We start from the raw sequence: 19,507 nt of genomic DNA, 5'->3' as shown, positions 1-19,507 counted from the left end.
GACTTAGGGGCTTCGGAGGCGGTTGTAAGGACCGCGAAGACATGTTGTCCTGAAGGGAAGTCGCTTCGAACGCCGCGTCACTGCGGGCTTCGGCGAATATGACCCTCAGGTCGGCCATCGCTGGAATGTCGACGTCAACGTATTACCGCCGTAACGTGACGTAACGCGACGTAAGCTGGCTCAACGTCCCACGTAAACTCACGCGCCGAACGTCGATCTAGACTGCGCGCATGAAGGTCGTTCACCTCTCCCACACGCCGGTGGCGGGTAGTCCGGGCAATATCGTCGCGGCACTGAACCGGCACACCGATATCGCGGCGCGGCATGTTGTCTACAACGCTGCGGCGTACGCGTCGCGCACGTTCGCTGTCGATCTCGACTGGCAGCGTCAGCGTGAGGAGGCGCTCGATGTCATTGCCGAAGCGGACGTCATCCACATCCATCAGATTTTCCCGATGGAAACGACGTTCGGCGCGGATCTGCTCACGCGTTTCGGCCACAAGAAGCTGATCCGTCAGTTCCACTCCGCGCCCGAACTCTGGTCTCGCGACGACGCAGTGATGCGCGAGCGCATCGTCAACGATCCGCTTCCCCAACTCGTGATCGCGCAGGGGCCGGAGCGCTTCTATCCGTTCGCGCGCGTCGTGCCCAACATCGTGCCGCTCGACGACGCACGCTATCTGCCGCATCCCGAATGTGCGGGCGAGACTGGGCGCCCGGTGGTCGTGTTCTCGCCAAGCGGGCGCTCGTCTGGATGGCGCAAGCGCTGGGAGACGAAGGGGGCGCCGCAGACATTGCGTCTGCTGCGAAAACTGGAACGTCGCGGGCTGTGCGAGGTTCGACTCATCACCGGTACACCGCACGACGAGTGTTTGCGAATCAAGCAACGTGCTGCGATCGCGCTCGACGAATGCGTGACGGGCAACTATCACCTCTCCGGGCTTGAGGCGTTATCGCAAGGCAAGCCCACGCTGGGACATCTCGACAATCGCGTGCAATCGCAATTGCGGCGTCTCACGGGCGCATGCGATTTGCCCTGGGTCGACGTGCCGCTCGAAGCGGCCGAGGCACCGCTGGTGGAGTTGCTGACGAACGCGGCGTTGCGCGCGGAGATCGGTGCGGCGTCGCGCAAATGGATGGAAACCTACTATCACGACGCCACCCTGGTCGGGCACTACCGTCAGGCCTATGTCGATCTGTTCGAAGCCCCCGGGCGCTTCGGCGAGCGCCGCATCGACGATGCTGCGCAATGGCTCGGCGTCTCACTGCCGAATCTTCGCTGGCGCGCGCGCCGCAATGCCAATGCGTTCTGGCGCGGGCTATGGGAAACGTGGCACGGGCGCTGAGCGTCACTGACGACTGACGACGGACGGCTTCGTCGCTTCTTCGTCACTCCGAGAACAATTCGAACAGCAGCGTACGCATCCACTGACTTGCTGGCTCGCGGTGATATCGCGCGTGCCAGAACAGATTGATCTGCACGTCGGGAATGTCGAGGGGATGGTCGACGTAACGCAAACCGAAGTGCTGCGCGCTGCGCTGCGCGAACTTCTCCGTCACGGTCGCGATGAGGTCCGTGGCATGGAGGATGTCGGCCAGCGCGACGAAGTGGGGCACGCGCAAACGTATGTTGCGTTGCACGTGAGCGCGCGCCATGAACTCGTCGACCTGTCCATGGCCGGTGCCTGCGGCCACCACCATCACTTGTTCGGATCGCTCGAAGTCTTCCCGCGTCATGCGTGCCGTCGACGTCTTCTTCGATCGTGCAGACGTCGTCACGCGATCGAGCGGATGTCCGGGGCGAAACATGCACACGTACTTCTGCCGGAACAGACGCCGCTGAAAGAACTCCGCCGAGAGATCCGGCAGATGCCCGACGGCCAGATCCACCTGCCCCGCCGCCATCTCCTCGCGCAGGTTCACTGCCGTATTGCGCACCGTGCTGACCGTAATGCCCGGCGCGCGCTCCCCTAAGGCGTGCATCAGCTTCGGCAGGAAATGCACCTCGCCGATATCCGTCATCGCAATCTGAAACGCACGCTGGCTCGTGGCCGGATCGAATGCCAGTTGGCGGTTGAACACACCGTGCAGCGCGTCGAGGGCCGTCGCGACCGGTTCGGCCAGCTCGGTGGCCATCGGCGTGGGTAGCATGCCCCGCGATGTGCGGATGAAAAGCTCGTCATTGAACAACTTACGCAGACGGGCGAGCGAATTGCTGACGGCTGGTTGCGTCACGCCGAGAGCTTCGGCGACGCGGGATACGCGTCGTGCGTTGTAGAGGTGCTGGAAAACCACCAGCAGGTTCAGATCGACGGCATGCAAGTCCATAGCGAGTCCATATGTGTCGTCTCGACGCGGGGCGCTAATTTGAGCAAAATCAATGAAATTTATAGGGCATATAAACGAGATTCTATTGGTTTATATCGTTCGTTGCGCGATGCTTCTTGCAAACGGCGTCTTAACGCCATCAGCGGTGCCCGGAGGGCACCGTCAGAACGGAGACAATCCCCATGCAAGTTCACGTGCAGCCGCTCGGAGAGCGACTTGACGTCGCCTCGGGCGACAACCTTCTCAAAGTCCTGACCGATCGCCACATTCCGGTGTCGTACAGTTGCCTGTCCGGCCGTTGCGGGACGTGTCGGTGCCGTGTGGTCTCGGGGGACGTGCGTGAGGCGGAGGGCGTCGAGTATCGTCACCATGACGAAGGGCTTTCAGACGAACGTTACGTACTCGCCTGCCAGTCGACTGTCCACGGCGATTGCGAAATCGAGTTACCTGCGCTGGACGAAGTCGTGGTGCATCCGGCGAAAATTCTCAAGGCGACGGTGCTGGCCATCGAGTCGTTGACCCACGATATCAAGCGTCTGGTGCTCAAGCCCTCCAAACCGCTCAGCTTCTCGCCGGGGCAATACGCCACGCTGCAATTCACACCGGCACATATCCGACCCTATTCGATGGCGGGACTCGACGCCGACGACACGCTCGAATTCCACATTCGCCGCGTGCCCGGCGGCGCTGTCACCGGTTACGTCGAAGAGCAATTGAAGGTGGGCGACGCTGTGCGAGTCTCCGGGCCGCTGGGTACGTCGTATCTGCGTACGCGTCACGACGGCCCGATGCTCTGCGTCGCGGGTGGCACTGGTCTGGCACCTGTGTTGTCGATCGTGCGCGGCGCGTTGGCCAGAGGCATGACCAATCGCATCGAAATCTACGTCGGCGCGCGTTCTGCCGAGGACGTCTATGGACTCGCGTGGTTGCGTGAACTCGCGGCGCGTCACGAAGGCATTCGCTTGCACTTCGTGACGACGGTGGCGGCCTCATCTGCGCCAGGCACGCATGTGAGCACCGAGTCGCAATACCGCACCGGCCACGTGACCGACGCGCTTGCCGCCGATTTTGCCGCCCCCGAATCCTTTGTCGGCTGGCGCGCCTATCTGTGCGGCGCCCCGCCGATGGTCGACGCCGCGACGCGCCTGCTTCGCCAGCGTGGCATCGACAGCGCACACATCTACGCCGACGCGTTTTACGCAAAGGCCGCGTGATTTCTGCATTCCCCGCATCCCTCAGGAGACGAACGTGACGACAACACCCCAGACCGGATTCGATCCGGCGCCCTGTGCCGATCATGATGCCGCCGGGCACGCGTCGGCTAACTCGGACATCTGGCCCGCCGAGGGCTCCAGCCGCATCCCGTTTCGTGTCTACACGGACGAGCAACTGCACCGTCGAGAACTGGAGCAGTGCTTTTATCGCCAGCACTGGAACTACGTCGGACTTGAGGCCGAAGTGCCGAATCCGGGCGACTTCAAACGCACGGTGATCGGCGAGCGCTCCGTCATCGTGACGCGCGACGCGAGCGGCGAGATCAATGTGGTTGAAAACGTATGTGCGCATCGAGGCATGAAGTTCTGCCGGGAGAAGCGCGGTAACCGCACCGATTTTCACTGCCCGTACCACCAGTGGAACTACGACCTGAAGGGCAACCTGCAAGGTGTGCCGTTCCGGCGCGGCGTGAAGCAGGACGGCAAGGTCAACGGCGGCATGCCGAAGGACTTTCGGCCGGAGGATCACGGACTCACGAAACTGAAGGTCGCCACGCGCGGCGGGGTGATCTTCGCGTCGTTCGATCACGATGTCGAATTGCTGGAGGACTTCCTGGGGCCGGACATCTGTGCGTACTTCGACCGGCTGTTCGACGGACGCAAGCTCAAAATTCTCGGCTACAACAAGCAACGCATTCCGGGTAACTGGAAGCTGATGCAGGAGAACATCAAGGATCCGTATCACCCGGGGTTGCTGCATACGTGGTTCGTCACCTTCGGCCTCTGGCGCGCCGACAACAAGTCGCGGCTGGTGATGGACGCGCATGGACGTCACGCGGCGATGGTTTCCACGCGCGGACAGGGCGGGGGCGGCGAGGTGACGTCCGGAGTGTCGAGCTTCAAGGAGTCGATGGCGCTCAACGACATGCGCTTTCTCGACATCGTGCAGGAGGACTGGTGGAAGGGGCCGACGGCGGTCCTCATGACACTGTTTCCCAGCGTCATCCTTCAGCAACAGGTCAATTCGGTGTCCACACGACATATCCAGCCGCGCGGCCATAACGCGTTCGACTTTGTGTGGACGCACTTCGGATTTGAAGACGACACCGAGGAAATGACCCAGCGACGTCTGCGCCAGGCCAATCTGTTCGGCCCGGCGGGGTTTGTGTCCGCCGACGACGGCGAGGCCATCGAGTGCTCGCAGGAGGGCTTCGCCCAGAAGCCGTGGCATCGGGTGCTGGCGGAGTTGGGTGGCACTGGGGTGGAAAACACCGAGCACATGGTCACGGAAACGCTGATTCGCGGCATGTACGCCTACTGGCGTCGCGTGATGGGCGTCTGAACGATATCTGGGGGGACGATTCGATGGTGGATTTTGCAACGTTTCAGGCCGTGGTCGAACTCAATGCGGCCTACGCGGCGGCGCTCGACGCGCAGCAGTGGGACGCCTGGCCCGAGTTCTTTCTGGACGAATGCGTCTATCGCATTCAGCCGCGCGAGAACTTCGACATGGGCTTGCCGCTCGCCACGCTCTCGTTCGAGAGCAAAGGCATGCTGCGCGACCGGATCTACGGCATTCGCGACACGCTGTTTCACGACCCGTACTACCAGCGCCACGTGATCGGGCTGCCGTCGATTCGTGCGCAGGACGTCGACACGCTGCACGTCGAGGCGAACTATGCGGTGTTTCGCACGAAGCCCGATCAGCTCACGGACATCCTGTCGGTCGGCAGGTATCTGGACATCGTGAAACGCACGGACGACGGCTGGAAGTTTGCGTCGCGGCAATGCATTTTCGACAGCGAGATGATTCCCAACTCGCTCATTTACCCGATTTGATACGACTGACAGGGCTAACAAGAGGACATCATGAGCAGCAACTGGATTGAGGCGGCGTCGCGCGACGCGATTCCCGAGGACGATGTCGTCGGCGTGGTCGTTGGCGGACGGGACATCGCACTGTATGGCGTGGACGGCGACGTGTTCGCCACGGACAACTTTTGCACGCACGGCAATGCTCGATTGTGCGACGGTTTCCTTGAGGGGCATGAGATCGAGTGCCCGTTGCATCAGGGAAAATTCGACGTGCGTACGGGCGCAGCCATGTGCGCGCCGCTGACCGAAGCGGTCAGAACCTACCCGATCCGCATCGAGGCCGGAAAGGTCTACGTCGATCTGAGTTGACGTCCCCGGTGTCCGATCGCTTCGGGAGCCGACTTTAGGGGAAAGAGTCCAAACGGGCCGCCTATAGGGCGGCCCGTGGCATTTGTGGGACGCAGATCGCCCTGGCCGGTGGGCGCTGGCAGGTGTTGGCCGCCGCCAGGCTGAGGCACGAAATAAACGAATCGGTCGATTCAAAAAATTCAACGATGTGCCGGGCGATGCATCGGACGAATAGTGCTTTTGTCGCAAGCGGCGCTTTGGAATTCGTTAAAAAACTATTTGTTTTCGACACTTAACGTGCGTCATTTCTGTGCGTCACCGGCACAGACGACTGCGTAGGATTACTTAGTCAATTCAGGTAATTGCGTAATTGATTTCCGCAACTCGAGATAGGCAAGGAGTATTTTAATAACGGAGTGGAATGTTGCGATGAATATAGTTTTATAAGTGATTAAACGCAGCTTAATACCGTAAAGATTCACAGCTGGAGCGGAAAGTTGCGTGTGATTTGCATGCAAAAACGGATCCAAAATATATGAACGTTTCGCGTGCATTGCTGCGGTGCAATAAAAAACCCGGCCGAAGCCGGGTTTCTAATGCTGCGAACTGTCTGGCTCAGTTCGGAGCCGTGATGTTCGAAGCCTGCTTGCCCTTCGGGCCTTGGACGACCTCGAACTGAACCTTCTGACCTTCCTTCAGGGTCTTGAATCCATTCATCTGGATCGCCGAGAAGTGAGCGAACAAATCTTCGCCACCTTCGTCCGGCGTGATGAAACCAAAACCCTTGGCATCGTTAAACCATTTGACCGTACCGGTTGCCATACAAACTTCCCCTAAACAATTACGACTACTACATATCACCGCAACAACGAGCACATCTGAAAAACCCGCCGGCTGGCGGCGGCTTCTTAGGCTCACCCAGGCATCTTTTCTTTTAAACCACTTATAGAGGAAAAGCGCCAGTTCGATTGTTTTCGCTAACTACCAATAGTGTCAAGCCCTTTTTGAACGATAGAACTTACGTTCGATCAGGTTTTACCCTTATATCTCGGAGGGTATAAGGCGTGCGGAGACACGCCCTTGAAATTTGGGTTAAGCTGACTCATATGGGTGTGGCACCCCCGGTGGTCGGGGCTGCAGCGCCTTGCTGGACAACGCACGCGCTGATCGACGAGTGTTGGCATGCCGGTGGACGACCGGACGGCAGGCGGCATTGGGGATCCGATGGCTTCCTGCACCCGAGAGTTGTTTAGAATCCACGTATGGCAACCTTACCGACAACGCATGACGACACCGTACAGGAGCGGCAAGAGCAACAGCTCAAGCCGCCGTCCATGTACAAGGTGGTACTGTTGAACGACGATTTCACCCCGATGGAGTTCGTGGTGATGGTCATTCAGGAATATTTTAATAAGGACCGGGAATCTGCCACGCAGATTATGCTCAAGGTTCACCGCGAGGGCAGGGGAGTTTGTGGGGTCTTTACGCGCGACGTCGCGGCGACCAAAGTTGAGCAAGTTGTTAGCCATGCAAGGCAGTCCGGGCACCCGCTGCAGTGCGTGATGGAGGAAGCATGATTGCCCAGGAATTGGAAGTCAGCCTGCACATGGCGTTTATGGAAGCGCGCCAGGCACGACACGAATTCATCACGGTCGAGCACCTGTTGCTCGCCCTGTTGGATAACCCGACTGCAGCCGAAGTGTTGCGCGCCTGCGCGGCCAATCTCGACGATTTGCGACAGAACCTGCGCAACTTCATCGCAGATAACACGCCGACGGTGCCGGGCAGCGACGAGGTCGACACACAGCCCACGCTCGGTTTCCAGCGCGTGATTCAACGCGCCATCATGCACGTTCAGTCCACTTCCAACGGCAAGAAGGAAGTCACGGGCGCGAATGTGCTGGTCGCCATTTTCGGTGAGAAGGACTCCCACGCGGTCTACTACCTGCAACAGCAGGGCGTGACCCGTCTGGACGTCGTCAACTTTATCTCTCACGGCATTACCAAGACCGGCGCGTCCGGCGAGTCGGCCAAGGCTGGCGAAGGGAGTGCCGAAGGGGAAGAGGGTGCCAACGCCAAGGAAAGCCCGCTCGCTCAGTACACCCAGAACCTGAACCAGATGGCGCGCGACGGCAAGATCGATCCGCTCATCGGCCGGGAATCGGAAGTCGAGCGCGTGGTGCAGGTGCTGTGCCGCCGTCGCAAGAACAATCCGCTGCTCGTGGGTGAAGCCGGTGTGGGCAAGACGGCGATCGCCGAAGGCCTCGCCTGGCGCGTCACGCGCGGCGAAGTGCCCGAGATTCTGCAGGACGCCACCGTCTACTCGCTGGACATGGGCGCGCTGCTCGCAGGCACCAAGTATCGCGGCGATTTTGAGCAACGTCTGAAGGCGGTGCTCAAGGAACTCAAGGAGCGCAACAACGCGATCCTGTTCATCGACGAAATTCATACGCTGATTGGGGCAGGTGCTGCGTCGGGCGGCACGCTCGATGCGTCAAACCTGCTCAAGCCTGCGCTTTCTTCGGGCCAGCTCAAGTGCATTGGTGCGACGACCTTTACCGAGTATCGCGGCATCTTCGAAAAAGACGCTGCGCTCTCGCGTCGTTTCCAGAAGATCGACGTGAACGAGCCGACCGTCGAGCAGACAGTGCAGATTCTGCGCGGCCTGAAGTCGCGCTTCGAAGAGCACCACGGCGTGAAGTATTCGTCGAGCGCGCTGTCGGCCGCCGCTGAGTTGTCTGCCAAGTTCATTACCGACCGTCACCTGCCGGACAAGGCCATCGACGTGATCGACGAAGCAGGCGCTGCGCAGCGGATCCTGCCGAAGTCGAAGCAGAAGAAGACCATCGGCAAGGGCGAGATCGAGGAAATCGTCTCGAAGATTGCGCGGATTCCGGCGCAAAGCGTGTCGGCAGACGACCGCGGCAAGCTTCAGACGCTCGATCGCGATTTGAAGAGCGTGGTGTTCGGGCAAGACCCGGCCATCGATGCGCTGTCCGCTGCGATCAAGATGTCGCGCGCCGGTCTGGGCAAGACGGACAAGCCGATTGGCGCGTTCCTGTTCTCCGGTCCGACCGGTGTCGGCAAGACGGAAGTCGCCAAGCAACTCGCGTTCACGCTGGGCATCGAGCTGATCCGCTTCGACATGTCGGAGTACATGGAACGTCACGCAGTGAGCCGTCTGATTGGCGCGCCGCCGGGATACGTAGGTTTTGATCAAGGCGGTTTGCTGACGGAAGCCGTCACGAAGAAGCCGCATTGCGTGCTGTTGCTCGATGAAATCGAGAAGGCGCATCCGGACATCTTCAACGTGCTGCTCCAGGTCATGGACCACGGCACGCTGACGGATAACAACGGTCGCAAGGCCGACTTCCGCAACGTCATCATCATCATGACGACGAACGCGGGGGCCGAGACGATCAATCGTGCGAGCATCGGCTTTACGAACGAGCGTCAGGCTGGCGACGAGATGGCCGACATCAAGCGCATGTTCACGCCGGAGTTCCGCAACCGTCTGGACTCGATCATCAGCTTCAAGCCGCTCGACGAGCAGATCATCCTGCGTGTGGTCGACAAGTTCCTCATCCAGCTGGAAGATCAGCTGCACGAGAAGAAGGTCGAGGTTGTCTTCACCGACAAGCTGCGCGCGTATCTGTCGAAGAAGGGCTTTGATCCGCTCATGGGTGCGCGTCCGATGCAGCGTCTGATTCAGGACACGATCCGTCGTGCGCTGGCGGACGAGTTGCTGTTCGGGCGTCTGACGAGCGGGGGCCGTGTGACTGTCGATCTCGACGAGAACGATCAGGTGCAACTGTCCTTCCCGGAAGACGGCAACACCAAGGCTCAACCGGAAGCTGCCGAAGTCGAGTAATCGACTTGAGACTGTCGCAAAGAAAAAGCGCCGCGAAATGCGGCGCTTTTCTTTTGTGCGTCCTTCTTGCCCCTCCATCGCGTGATGTGTGGGCGAGTGACAGCCACCCTTACTGCTTGCCGGTACTACCGAAGCCACCGGCGCCGCGATCGCTTTCCGGGAATTCGTCGACGATGTTGAACTCGGCTTGCACGACCGGCACGATCACCAGTTGTGCCAGACGCTCGAACGGGTTCAGCACGAACGGTTCGTTGCCGCGATTCCACGTCGAGACCATCAACTGCCCCTGATAGTCCGAGTCGATCAGGCCGACCAGATTGCCCAGCACGATGCCGTGCTTATGGCCGAGCCCGGAGCGCGGGAGAATCAGCGCGGCGTAGCCCGGATCGGCCAGATGGACGGCCAGACCCGTCGGCACGAGCACGGTCTGGCCCGCGGCGATGGTCATGGGTGCGTCGAGGCACGCACGCAAATCGAGGCCGGCGCTGCCCGGCGTGGCATAGGCGGGCAACTGCGTGCGCAGGCGTTCGTCGAGGATCTTGACGTCGAGTTTCATGGCGTATGGCGGTGAATTAAGGCGAGTGAATCGAAAAATTTCCAGGCCGGGATAGCGCGGATCGTCAGGCCTGATCAGTCATCGGTGCGCAGCGAAAACGCTTGCGCCAGCAGTTCATGCGAACGCAGACGGGCGCGATAGCTGCCAGCGACCGTCAGCACGGTGATCTCGTCGGCTTCGAACTGCTCTTGCAATTCCAGCACACGTTCGGTCACCCGCTCCGGGGTGCCGATGATACTACGCGGCTTCTCCCGGGCGATCACGGACAGTTCTCGCTCGCGATACTGCTGCTTGGCCTGCGCGCCCTGCTCGAGGCTCGGGATGGGTTCGTTCATGCCATATGCCATCTGCACGCGACGCAAATCCACGCCTGCTTCCAGCGCCTCGGCTTGCGCATCCGTATCCGCGCAGATGATGAACAACGCGACCGAGCAGTAGGGCTTGTCGAGCTGGCCCGGCGTGAAGCGCTCGCGATAGGCCTGCGTCACGCGATGGCCGTAATGCGCATTGATGAAGTGCGCGAAGCAGTAGCGCAGACCGAGTTGTGCGGCGAGCAATCCGCCGAACTCGCTGGAGCCGAGTACCCACAACTCGGGGCGCGTTTGCACGGCCGGTTGCAGGAGCACGCCACGGTACGGGTGATCGTCGGCCAGCGTGTCGCCGAAGAGTCCCGCCAGTTCGGCGACTTGTTGCGGGAAGTGCTCGCCTGCGTCGTACGGCCCCTTGGCGACGGCGCGCGCAGTGCGCATGTCGCCCCCCGGCGCGCGACCCACCCCGAGGTCGATGCGATTCGGAAACAGCGCTTCGAGCATCAGAAATTGTTCGGCCAGCTTGAAGGGGCTGTAGTAGGGCAGCATCACGCCACCCGAGCCCACGCGCAGGCGCTTCGTCACGCTCGCCAGCCGGGCGATCATGACTTCCGGCGCGGGGTTGGCCACGCCGCGCAGTCCATGGTGCTCTGCGCACCAGTAGCGCGTATAGCCGAGATCGTCGGCGGCTTGCGCCAGTTCGACGGTGGCGGCGATGGCGTCGGCCACGCTGTGGCCGTGGATGACCGGTGTCTGATCGAGCACCGACAGTTTGATACGTGCAGCGGGTTGCGTCATGACTGGGTCACTCCCGATCAGTGACCGCTGCCGGCGGACGAATCCACCGGGGCGGCACCGGGGCCTGCATGCGGCAGGCGCGCAATCATCAGAATGGCGACGATGCCGCCAACGGCACCGCAAAGGAAGATCGAGGCGTAGCCGAAGAAGTTGGCGACGAGACCGGCCATCGGTCCGATCAGGCCGAGCGCGAGATCGAAAAACGCCGAGTAGGCGGCCAGCGCCGCGCCGCGGTTCTGCGGCGGCACCGAACGCAACGCCTCCACGCCGAGTGCAGGAAACACCAGCGAGAAGCCCATCCCCGTGAGCGCTGCGCCCGCGAGCGCCATATGCGGATTGACGGCGCCCCACAGCAGGAACTGACCGATGGCGCTGAAGACGAGCGAGCACATGGCGACGCGGCGTCCGCCGAAACGGTCGACTGCGTGCGAGAGCAGAATTCGCATCGCGATGAACGTCCCGCTGTAGAGCGTGAGTGCAAACGCTGCGCCCGACCAACCGTGGCTCGCGTAGAAGAGCGTAATGAAGGCTGCGATGACGGCATAGCCGATGCTCCCGAGGGTCATCGCGAGACCAGGACGCCACACCAGCCCGACCACCTTGAAGAACGACAGACGGGTCCCACCGACTGGCGCCGCAGCGGGCAGACGCAGCGCAATGGCGAACGCCACGGCTGGCAGGCCGATGTTGACGAGCGAAACGACAGTGAAGCCCGCCGTTTGCAGCAAATACGCACCGAACGGCGCACCCACGGCCAGCGCGGTGTACATCGACACGCCTTGCCACGAAATCGCCTTGCTCGCGTGAGCTGCGCCGAGCAGGCCGATGCCCCACGACATGCCGCCCGTGAGCAGCAGGCTTTCACCGAAGCCGAGCACGACGCGTCCGAGCAGCAGCACGCCCAGCGCCAGCGAGGGGGTCGGCATCATCGAGGCGACAAGGTACAGCACACCGGCTGCCGCGCAGCCGCACAGGCCGGTCAGCACAGCATTGCGTGGGCCGCGCGTGTCGACGGTGCGGCCGGCATAGGAGCGCAGCAGGAGCGTGACGACCGACTGGATACCGATCGTCACGCCGACCATGAACGAGCCGAAGCCCAGCGTCTCGTGGACGTACACCGGCAGCACGGGCAACGGCATGCCAATGGTCATGAAGCCGAAGAACATGATCGCGGCGAGCATGCTCAGTGTCCCGTAGACACTGACGGCTGGCCGCGCGGAGGTAGGAGGTTGCGTCATCTGGTGGTTATGGTGTGCGATGGCCCGAAGGCCCGGGTACTGATCGCGGCGGGTCGTTGGGGCCGTAGCGTCGTCGCAGGTCGTCGCAGGGTGCCGGTAGTTGCCGCCGCGCCTGCCAGTCTGTCAGTGTCGCCGGACAACGACAATGACAGACGGACTGGCTGTAGGGGTATTGGGACGGGGGATCAGTGCCGCGACGGTAGCCGTGCGGCGATTTCGATGATCAGGCTGCGAGCGAGCGCTTGCTTGTCGGCGCGCGGTAAACGCTTCTGTCCCGCTTCGTCGAACAGAATGACTTCGTTGTCATCCTGCCCGAACGTGGCCGGGCCGAGATTGCCCACAAGCAATGGCACCTGTTTGCGCTGACGCTTTTGCGCGCCGTGCTTTTCGAGATCGCCCGACTCGGCAGCAAAGCCCACGCAAAACGGCGGCTTCGGCAACTGCGCCACGGCGGCGAGAATGTCCGGGTTCTGGACGAATTCGAGCGTCGGGACATCGGCGTCGCCCGTCTTCTTGATCTTGTCGTGCGCGATGTCGCGCACGCGCCAGTCGGCCACGGCGGCCACCGCGATGAAGATGTCGTTACGCGAAACGTCGGCCATCACGGCGTCATACATTTGCTGTGCCGTCTGGACGTTGCTGCGCGTCACGCCGTAGGGCGTCGCCAGCGAAGTCGGTCCGGCCACGAGATGCACTTCGGCACCCGCCTGTGCGGCAGCGCGTGCGAGGGCGAACCCCATCTTGCCGCTGGAGAGATTCGTGAGTCCGCGCACCGGATCGATCGGCTCGAAGGTCGGGCCAGCGGTGATGAGCACGCGGCGTCCCGCGAGCCGCTTCGGCTGGAAGAAGCCAGCGAGTGCTTCGTACAGGTCTTCCGGTTCGAGCATGCGCCCGTCGCCGATTTCGCCGCAGGCCTGATCGCCACTGCCCGGGCCGAGAATTGCGATGCCGTCGCCGCGCAGCGTCGCCGCGTTGCGTTGCGTGGCCGGATTGGCCCACATCTGACGGTTCATCGCAGGCGCGACCAGGAGCGGGCAATCGCGTGCCACACACAATGTGGAGAGCAGATCGTCGGCCATGCCGTGTGCGAGCTTGGCGAGGAAGTCGGTCGAGGCGGGGGCGATGAGAATGGCGTCGGCCTCACGCGAGAGGTCGATGTGCGCCATGTTGTTGTCGATGCGGTTGTCCCATTGACTCGTGAATACAGGGCGGCCCGAGAGCGCCTGCATCGTGAGCGGGGTGATGAATTGCGTGGCGGCCTCGGTCATCACGACCTGCACCGTGGCACCGGCCTTGATGAGCAGCCGCGTGAGTTCTGCCGACTTGTAGCAGGCGATGCCGCCCGTCAGGCCGAGCACGATGGTCTTGCCAGCCAGTTCACCACGTTCCATAGGAAATGCCTCCTCCAAAGTGCCGCGCGGCGCCTCCAGGGCGCCGCGACGGTGTTTGCTGCTGACCGATTCGTCACACCGACTGCACGCCGTGGACGCATCGTGCCGCAGATCGCTGCGACCCCGTTCTGCTGCGCTACTTGCCGCGCCGCACGCGTCGCAACTCGTCGATCACCAGCAGCACTGCGCCCACGCAAATGGCCGAGTCGGCCACATTGAACGCCGGCCAGTGCCAGCCGCCGACGTGAAAGTCCAGAAAGTCGATCACATGGCCGTAGACCACCCGATCGATCACGTTGCCCAGCGCGCCACCGAGAATCAGCGACAGCGACAGGCAGAACATCTTCTGACCGTTATGACGCTTGAGCAACACCACGATGACCGTCGCAGCCACGATGCCGAGCAGCGTGAAGAACCAGCGTTGCCAGCCCCCGGCGGCGGCCAGGAAGTTGAACGCTGCGCCCTTGTTGTACACCAGCACGAGATTGAAGAACGAGGTCAGCGGACGGAATTCGCCATACTGGAACGTCTTCAGAATCGTAAGTTTGGTGACCTGATCGATCAGGATCGCAATGACCGCGATGCCCAGCCACGGCGCCAGCCCGAGGGACGCGCCGCTACGGGCATTGCTGCCACCACCACGTTTCGCGCCCGTACGGGCGCCTGCTTTGCTTGCCATTATGCCGCGCTCCGGTGTTCGCCGCTGCCGAACAGATTCGACACGCAACGTCCGCAAAGGGTGGGGTGAGCGGCGTCTGCGCCCACGTCTTCACGATAGTGCCAGCAGCGCTCGCACTTTTGATGCGTCGACGGCGTGACGACCACGCCTTCCTCGGCTTCCGAAGCAACCTGCGAGACCTTCGCGGCCGACGTGATCAGCACGAAACGCAGGTCGTCGCCAAGGCTGGCCAGCACGTCATACTTGCGACCCGAGACGCGCACGTCCACTTCGGCTTGCAGCGACGAGCCGATTTGCTCGGCGGCGCGCGCTTCTTCCAGCGCCTTGGTGACGTCGCCGCGCACGGTGCGCAGCAGATGCCACTTCTCAAGCAGACGCGAACCTTCCGCGACTTCCGGATAGGCGTAGTAAGTTTCCGTGAAGATCGTGTCGTTGCCCGGCTGGAACACCTGCCACGCTTCTTCCGCCGTGAACGACAGGAACGGCGCCATCATCTTCAGCAGGCCCTGCGTGATGTGATACAGCGCGTTCTGCGCGGCGCGGCGTGCCGGGGCGTCCGGCGCGCTCGTGTACAGACGATCCTTGAGGATGTCGAGGTAGAAGCCGCCGAGGTCTTCCGAGCAGAACGTCTGGAGCTTGGACACGACCGGGTGGAACTCGTAACGATCGTAATGGCCGAGGACTTCGGTTTGCAGCGATTGCGACAGCGCCACGGCGTAACGGTCGATTTCCAGCCACTGATCCGCGGGCATGGCGTGCTTCGCGTGGTCGTAGTCGGCCAGGTTCGCGAGCAGGAAGCGCAGCGTGTTGCGGATGCGGCGGTAGCCTTCCGTCACGCGCTTGAGGATCTCGTCCGAGATAGACAGCTCGCCCGAGTAGTCGGTCGAGGCCACCCACAGACGGATGATTTCCGCGCCAAGCTTGTCGGCAACTTCCTGCGGCACGATCGTGTTGCCGATCGACTTCGACATCTTGCGGCCCTGACCGTCGACGGTGAAGCCGTGTGTGAGCAGCGCCTTGTAGGGCGGGCGGCCGTCGAGCATCGATGCGGTCAGCAGCGACGAATGGAACCAGCCGCGGTGCTGGTCCGAGCCTTCCAGATACAGATCGGCCGGGAAGCCCAACTCATGCGCATGCGAGCCGCGCAGCACGTGCCAGTGCGTGGTGCCCGAGTCGAACCACACGTCGAGCGTGTCGCGGTTCTTCACGTAATCCTTGGCCTCGTCGCCGAGCAGCTCGACCGGGTCGAGCGTCTGCCAGGCTTCGATGCCTTCGGTTTCCACACGCTTGGCCACGGCTTCGAGCAGCTCGGGCGTGCGCGGGTGCAGGGCACCGGTTTCCTTGTGGACGAAGAACGCCATCGGCACGCCCCATTGGCGCTGACGCGAGAGCGTCCAGTCCGGGCGATGCGCGATCATGTTGTGCAGACGTTGCTTGCCCCACGACGGGAAGAACTCCGTCGCTTCGATACCGGCGAGCGCGATCTCGCGCAGTGTCTGGCCGTTGCCCGGTGCGCCGTCGACCGGCTTCACGTCCATGCCTGCAAACCACTGGTTCGTCGCGCGATAGATGATCGGCGACTTGTGACGCCAGCAGTGCATGTAGCTGTGCGTGTACTTGAACGAATGGAACAGCGTGCCCGCGTCGCGCAGCGTGTCGACGATCTGCGGGTTGGCGTCCCAGATCGACTGGCCGCCGAACAGCGGCAGGCTGTCCTGATAGCGGCCGTCGCCCAGCACCGGCATGCGGATGTCGGCGTCCACCATGCCGTGCGCCTTGCACGACACGAAGTCTTCCACGCCGTAGGCCGGGGCCGAGTGGACGATACCGGTACCGGTATCGGTCGTCACATAGTCGCCGAGGTAGACCGGCGAGGTGCGGTTGTAACCCTCGTCGGCGGTGGCGAGCGGGTGACGGAAGCGGATCAGCGAGAGCGCTTCACCCTTCGTGCGCGCGACGATCTCGCCGTGCAGGCCGTAAGTCTTCAGGCACTCTTCGACGCGATCGGTCGCCAGAATCAGCAGGCCGCGCTCGGTCGAAACGAGGGCGTACTCGATTTCCGGATGGACATTGAGCGCCTGGTTCGACGGGATGGTCCACGGGGTCGTCGTCCAGATGACGATGAACCCGTCTTCGCGCGGCAGCTTCGGCAGACCGAAGGCCTTGGCGACCTTTTCCGGTTCCGCGAAGGCGAAGCCCACGTCGATGGCCAGATCGGTCTTGTCCTTGTATTCGACTTCCGCTTCGGCCAGCGCCGAGCCGCAATCGAAGCACCAGTTCACCGGCTTCAGACCACGATACACGTAGCCGTTCTCCAGGATCTTCGCGAGCGCACGAAGCTCACCGGCCTCGTTCGCAAAGTTCATGGTCTTGTACGGATTGTCCCAGTCGCCGAGCACGCCCAGGCGCTCGAAGTCGGCCTTCTGGCGCTCGATCTGCACTGCAGCGTAGGCGCGCGCCTTTTCCTGCACTTCGCGCACCGGCAGGTGCTTGCCGAACTGCTTTTCGATCTGGATTTCGATGGGCATGCCGTGGCAGTCCCAGCCCGGCACGTAGGCGGCGTCGAAGCCCGCGAGGCTGCGCGCCTTGACGATCATGTCCTTGAGGATCTTGTTGACCGCGTGACCGATGTGGATGTCGCCGTTCGCATACGGCGGGCCGTCGTGCAGGATGAACTTCGGACGGCCTTTGCTGGCTTTGCGGATCTTGTCGTAGATCTTCTTTTCCTGCCATTGCTTGACCCACAGCGGCTCGCGCTTGGGCAGGTCGCCACGCATCGGGAACGGCGTGTCCAGCAGGTTGACAGGGTATTTGCTCGGGGCTTTCTTTTCGCTCATGGATGCAACGCTATCGAATTTTGGGTATCGGGTGTGGGGCGCTCGCGCCGGTGGCGTTGCCGGAGCCTTGTTGGCCTTGTGGGCCGTGAAGGGCGGCGTCCGGGCAGGTGCCAGAGACGGCTGCGGGCCGCGCGCGAGGCGCAGGGCGCCGACGCACGCGGGCGAAGATCAACTAATTCGGTCGGTCGCCGTGGTGGCGAAGTCGCGTCGTGCGCTCGGGCCGTTGGCGTCGAGCGCATGGGCGAAATAGGCGCGGGCTTCGCGCGTGTCCTGCGCGATCGCAGCTTCGAGTTCGGCCAGTCCGTCGTATTTCACTTCGTCACGCAGCTTCTGCAAAAATTCCACGCGCACCAGTTTGCCGTAGCAATCGCCGACGAAGTCGAGCAGATGCACTTCGAGCAGCACGCGACCGGAATCGTCCACAGTCGGGCGCAGGCCCAGGCTTGCCACGGCGGGTAGCGGTTTGTCCGCCAGACCGTGCACCTGAACGACGAAGATGCCCGAGAGGGCCGGGTGCTTGTGCGCGATGCGCAGATTGAGCGTCGGGAAGCCCAGCTTGCGGCCGAGCTTCATGCCGTGCACGACGTGACCGGTGATGGCGTACGGACGCCCGAGCAGCGCGTGAGCGCGCTCGAAGTTGCCGTCGGCGAGCGCCGTACGCACTTCCGAACTGGAAATACGCACGCCGTCGTGTGCGATGGTCGGCATCTGCTCGACGACGAAGTCGAAGCGACGGCCGGCGTCGCGCAGATATTCGATGTCGCCCGCGCGCTTCGCGCCGAAGCGGAAATCGTCACCCACCAGCAGCCAGCGCGTATGCAGGCCATCGACAATGATGTTGCGCACGAAGTCTTCGGGCGACTGTCCGGCGAAATGGGCGTTGAAGTGCTCCACCACGAGACGGTCGACGCCGTGCGAGCGCAGCGCTTCGAACTTGTCGCGCAAATTGGAGATGCGGGCAGGCGCCCGGTCGGGCGTGAAGTATTCGCGGGGATGCGGCTCGAACGTCATCACGCACACCGGCAAGCCGCGCGCAGCCGCCGCCGCGCGCACGCGCGCGAGCAGTGCCTGGTGGCCCAGATGCACGCCGTCGAAATTGCCGATCGTCAGCACGCAGGGCGCTTTGCTTTGCGCGTTGGGTAGACCCCGGAAGACTCGCACGATAAAGAAGCGTCTACAGGACGTTGAGTGATGAAATAGCCGCGCGGCGTGGCTGGGAGGGTCTGGCGGCCTGTCGCGCCCGGGCACAACCGGTCGACACAGGGCGCTCCAACCGACATTGCGGCGCCGCAGAACGTTGAATTATAAACGCTTCGGGGCCATCGCGGCGTGGATCGCGCTGTCTGGTGCGCCGCGCCAATGATAAAATCCGGCGATGAAGAACATTGTCATCCTGATTTCCGGACGAGGCAGCAACATGCAGGCCATCGTCCGGGCCTGTACCGCAGAAGGCTGGCCGGCCCGCGTGGCCGCCATCATCGCCAATCGTCCCGACGCCGAAGGCCTGGCATTTGCCCAGGAAAACGGCATCCCCACGGCCGTGATTCCGAGTCGCGGCAAGACCCGCGAAGATTTCGACGCCGAGCTTGCCGCCGAGATCGACCGCCATCAGCCCGATCTGGTCGTGCTTGCCGGGTTCATGCGCATTCTCACGCCGGAATTCACCGGCCGCTACGCCGGACGTCTCATCAACATCCATCCGTCGCTGTTGCCCGCGTTCCCGGGGCTGCAAACGCACGCCCGTGCACTGGAAGCCGGCTGCAAGATCGTCGGCGCAACGGTGCATTTCGTGACGGCCGAGCTGGACCATGGCCCGTACGTGGTGCAAACGGCCTTGCCTGTGCGCGACGGCGACACGCCCGAGACACTGGCGGAGCGCATTCTGCCCCTGGAACACATCATTTACCCGCGCGCTGTGCGCTGGTTCGTGGAAGACCGTCTGGTCATCGCCGAGGGGCGCGTGACCCTGACGCCGCGTGCTGACGGCACTTCCGATTCACAAGATTCGCAATGGCTTTTTGGTGAGGACGTATGAGCACCCGCCCGACCCAGCGCCGCGATGGCGCCAAACAATCCGGTCACCGCTCCGGCGGCCGTTCCTCCGATAACCGTCAGTCGTCCAAG

17 protein-coding genes are annotated in these 19,507 nt (G+C 62.5%); 8 read left to right on the top strand and 9 right to left on the bottom strand.

What is annotated here, in order from left to right:
• The first annotated feature begins 230 nt into the window (after positions 1-230).
• The gene (locus tag NA29_RS20005) at positions 231-1,346 is read left to right on the top strand and encodes a glycosyltransferase family protein (protein WP_039400883.1); all 1,116 of its coding nucleotides are present in this window, start codon (positions 231-233) and stop codon (positions 1,344-1,346) included.
• A gap of 43 nt (positions 1,347-1,389) precedes the next feature.
• On the opposite strand, the gene NA29_RS20000 is transcribed toward NA29_RS20005, so the two are convergent.
• Complete coding sequence (locus tag NA29_RS20000; RefSeq protein WP_039400880.1) at positions 1,390-2,328, bottom strand: LysR family transcriptional regulator; 939 nt, start codon at positions 2,326-2,328, stop codon at positions 1,390-1,392.
• Between the two features lie 182 nt (positions 2,329-2,510).
• On the opposite strand from NA29_RS20000, the gene NA29_RS19995 reads away from it, so the two are divergent.
• The 4 genes from NA29_RS19995 (at position 2,511) to NA29_RS19980 (ending at position 5,726) form a co-directional block, all read left to right on the top strand.
• On the top strand, positions 2,511-3,542 hold the full coding sequence (locus tag NA29_RS19995; protein WP_039400878.1) for a 2Fe-2S iron-sulfur cluster-binding protein: 1,032 nt from the start codon (positions 2,511-2,513) through the stop codon (positions 3,540-3,542).
• Between the two features lie 118 nt (positions 3,543-3,660).
• Complete coding sequence (locus NA29_RS19990; RefSeq protein WP_039404080.1) at positions 3,661-4,884, top strand: aromatic ring-hydroxylating dioxygenase subunit alpha; 1,224 nt, start codon at positions 3,661-3,663, stop codon at positions 4,882-4,884.
• A 23-nt stretch (positions 4,885-4,907) separates the two neighbouring features.
• Positions 4,908-5,381 (top strand): aromatic-ring-hydroxylating dioxygenase subunit beta, encoded by a 474-nt coding sequence (locus NA29_RS19985; RefSeq protein ID WP_039400875.1) that lies wholly within the window; start codon positions 4,908-4,910, stop codon positions 5,379-5,381.
• 30 nt (positions 5,382-5,411) lie between these two features.
• Positions 5,412-5,726, top strand: a complete 315-nt coding sequence (locus NA29_RS19980; RefSeq protein WP_039400873.1) for a non-heme iron oxygenase ferredoxin subunit — start codon at positions 5,412-5,414, stop codon at positions 5,724-5,726.
• A gap of 594 nt (positions 5,727-6,320) precedes the next feature.
• On the opposite strand, the gene cspD is transcribed toward NA29_RS19980, so the two are convergent.
• Positions 6,321-6,527, bottom strand: coding sequence for a cold shock domain-containing protein CspD (gene cspD / locus NA29_RS19975; protein ID WP_039400870.1), 207 nt, complete (start codon positions 6,525-6,527; stop codon positions 6,321-6,323).
• A gap of 440 nt (positions 6,528-6,967) precedes the next feature.
• On the opposite strand from cspD, the gene clpS reads away from it, so the two are divergent.
• Positions 6,968-7,282: an ATP-dependent Clp protease adapter ClpS gene (gene clpS, locus NA29_RS19970; protein WP_010807118.1), complete on the top strand. Its 315-nt coding sequence runs from the start codon at positions 6,968-6,970 to the stop codon at positions 7,280-7,282.
• Positions 7,279-9,576: an ATP-dependent Clp protease ATP-binding subunit ClpA gene (gene clpA, locus NA29_RS19965; RefSeq protein ID WP_039400867.1), complete on the top strand. Its 2,298-nt coding sequence runs from the start codon at positions 7,279-7,281 to the stop codon at positions 9,574-9,576. Before clpS ends, clpA begins: the two co-directional genes overlap by 4 nt.
• A gap of 109 nt (positions 9,577-9,685) precedes the next feature.
• On the opposite strand, the gene dut is transcribed toward clpA, so the two are convergent.
• From dut to NA29_RS19930, 7 genes are all read right to left on the bottom strand, one after another.
• Complete coding sequence (dut, locus tag NA29_RS19960; RefSeq protein ID WP_039400866.1) at positions 9,686-10,132, bottom strand: dUTP diphosphatase; 447 nt, start codon at positions 10,130-10,132, stop codon at positions 9,686-9,688.
• A gap of 74 nt (positions 10,133-10,206) precedes the next feature.
• Positions 10,207-11,238 (bottom strand): LLM class flavin-dependent oxidoreductase, encoded by a 1,032-nt coding sequence (locus NA29_RS19955; RefSeq protein ID WP_039400863.1) that lies wholly within the window; start codon positions 11,236-11,238, stop codon positions 10,207-10,209.
• A 17-nt stretch (positions 11,239-11,255) separates the two neighbouring features.
• Positions 11,256-12,476, bottom strand: coding sequence for an MFS transporter (locus NA29_RS19950; RefSeq protein ID WP_072633339.1), 1,221 nt, complete (start codon positions 12,474-12,476; stop codon positions 11,256-11,258).
• A 185-nt stretch (positions 12,477-12,661) separates the two neighbouring features.
• Positions 12,662-13,867 carry a bifunctional phosphopantothenoylcysteine decarboxylase/phosphopantothenate--cysteine ligase CoaBC gene (gene coaBC / locus NA29_RS19945; RefSeq protein WP_039400859.1) on the bottom strand — a complete coding sequence of 402 codons (1,206 nt, stop codon included), beginning with the start codon at positions 13,865-13,867 and terminating at the stop codon, positions 12,662-12,664.
• A 136-nt stretch (positions 13,868-14,003) separates the two neighbouring features.
• On the bottom strand, positions 14,004-14,546 hold the full coding sequence (gene lspA, locus NA29_RS19940; protein ID WP_039400857.1) for a signal peptidase II: 543 nt from the start codon (positions 14,544-14,546) through the stop codon (positions 14,004-14,006).
• Positions 14,546-17,383 (bottom strand): isoleucine--tRNA ligase, encoded by a 2,838-nt coding sequence (gene ileS, locus NA29_RS19935; RefSeq protein ID WP_039400854.1) that lies wholly within the window; start codon positions 17,381-17,383, stop codon positions 14,546-14,548. The genes lspA and ileS overlap by 1 nt, the downstream gene beginning before the upstream one ends.
• Before the next feature lie 168 nt (positions 17,384-17,551).
• Positions 17,552-18,544, bottom strand: coding sequence for a bifunctional riboflavin kinase/FAD synthetase (locus NA29_RS19930; RefSeq protein ID WP_039400851.1), 993 nt, complete (start codon positions 18,542-18,544; stop codon positions 17,552-17,554).
• Between the two features lie 214 nt (positions 18,545-18,758).
• On the opposite strand from NA29_RS19930, the gene purN reads away from it, so the two are divergent.
• A complete protein-coding gene (purN, locus tag NA29_RS19925) occupies positions 18,759-19,418 on the top strand; it encodes a phosphoribosylglycinamide formyltransferase (RefSeq protein ID WP_039400848.1) in 660 nt (219 codons plus the stop codon).
• The last annotated feature ends 89 nt before the right edge of the window (positions 19,419-19,507 follow it).

Source organism: Pandoraea sputorum, from assembly GCF_000814845.2.
Taxonomy (GTDB): Bacteria; Pseudomonadota; Gammaproteobacteria; order Burkholderiales; family Burkholderiaceae; genus Pandoraea; species Pandoraea sputorum.
Note: the sequence above shows the minus strand (reverse complement) of the source record. Positions and strands in the feature narration are given on the sequence as shown.

Coding starts and splice junctions, on each gene's coding strand:
- purN (WP_039400848.1), top strand. CDS start 18,759: ATGAAGAACATTGTCATCCTGATTTCCGGACGAGGCAGCAACATGCAG.
- clpS (WP_010807118.1), top strand. CDS start 6,968: ATGGCAACCTTACCGACAACGCATGACGACACCGTACAGGAGCGGCAA.
- clpA (WP_039400867.1), top strand. CDS start 7,279: ATGATTGCCCAGGAATTGGAAGTCAGCCTGCACATGGCGTTTATGGAA.
- NA29_RS19985 (WP_039400875.1), top strand. CDS start 4,908: ATGGTGGATTTTGCAACGTTTCAGGCCGTGGTCGAACTCAATGCGGCC.
- NA29_RS19950 (WP_072633339.1), bottom strand. CDS start 12,476: ATGACGCAACCTCCTACCTCCGCGCGGCCAGCCGTCAGTGTCTACGGG.
- NA29_RS19955 (WP_039400863.1), bottom strand. CDS start 11,238: ATGACGCAACCCGCTGCACGTATCAAACTGTCGGTGCTCGATCAGACA.
- NA29_RS20000 (WP_039400880.1), bottom strand. CDS start 2,328: ATGGACTTGCATGCCGTCGATCTGAACCTGCTGGTGGTTTTCCAGCAC.
- lspA (WP_039400857.1), bottom strand. CDS start 14,546: ATGGCAAGCAAAGCAGGCGCCCGTACGGGCGCGAAACGTGGTGGTGGC.
- NA29_RS19995 (WP_039400878.1), top strand. CDS start 2,511: ATGCAAGTTCACGTGCAGCCGCTCGGAGAGCGACTTGACGTCGCCTCG.
- NA29_RS19980 (WP_039400873.1), top strand. CDS start 5,412: ATGAGCAGCAACTGGATTGAGGCGGCGTCGCGCGACGCGATTCCCGAG.
- ileS (WP_039400854.1), bottom strand. CDS start 17,383: ATGAGCGAAAAGAAAGCCCCGAGCAAATACCCTGTCAACCTGCTGGAC.
- NA29_RS20005 (WP_039400883.1), top strand. CDS start 231: ATGAAGGTCGTTCACCTCTCCCACACGCCGGTGGCGGGTAGTCCGGGC.
- dut (WP_039400866.1), bottom strand. CDS start 10,132: ATGAAACTCGACGTCAAGATCCTCGACGAACGCCTGCGCACGCAGTTG.
- coaBC (WP_039400859.1), bottom strand. CDS start 13,867: ATGGAACGTGGTGAACTGGCTGGCAAGACCATCGTGCTCGGCCTGACG.
- cspD (WP_039400870.1), bottom strand. CDS start 6,527: ATGGCAACCGGTACGGTCAAATGGTTTAACGATGCCAAGGGTTTTGGT.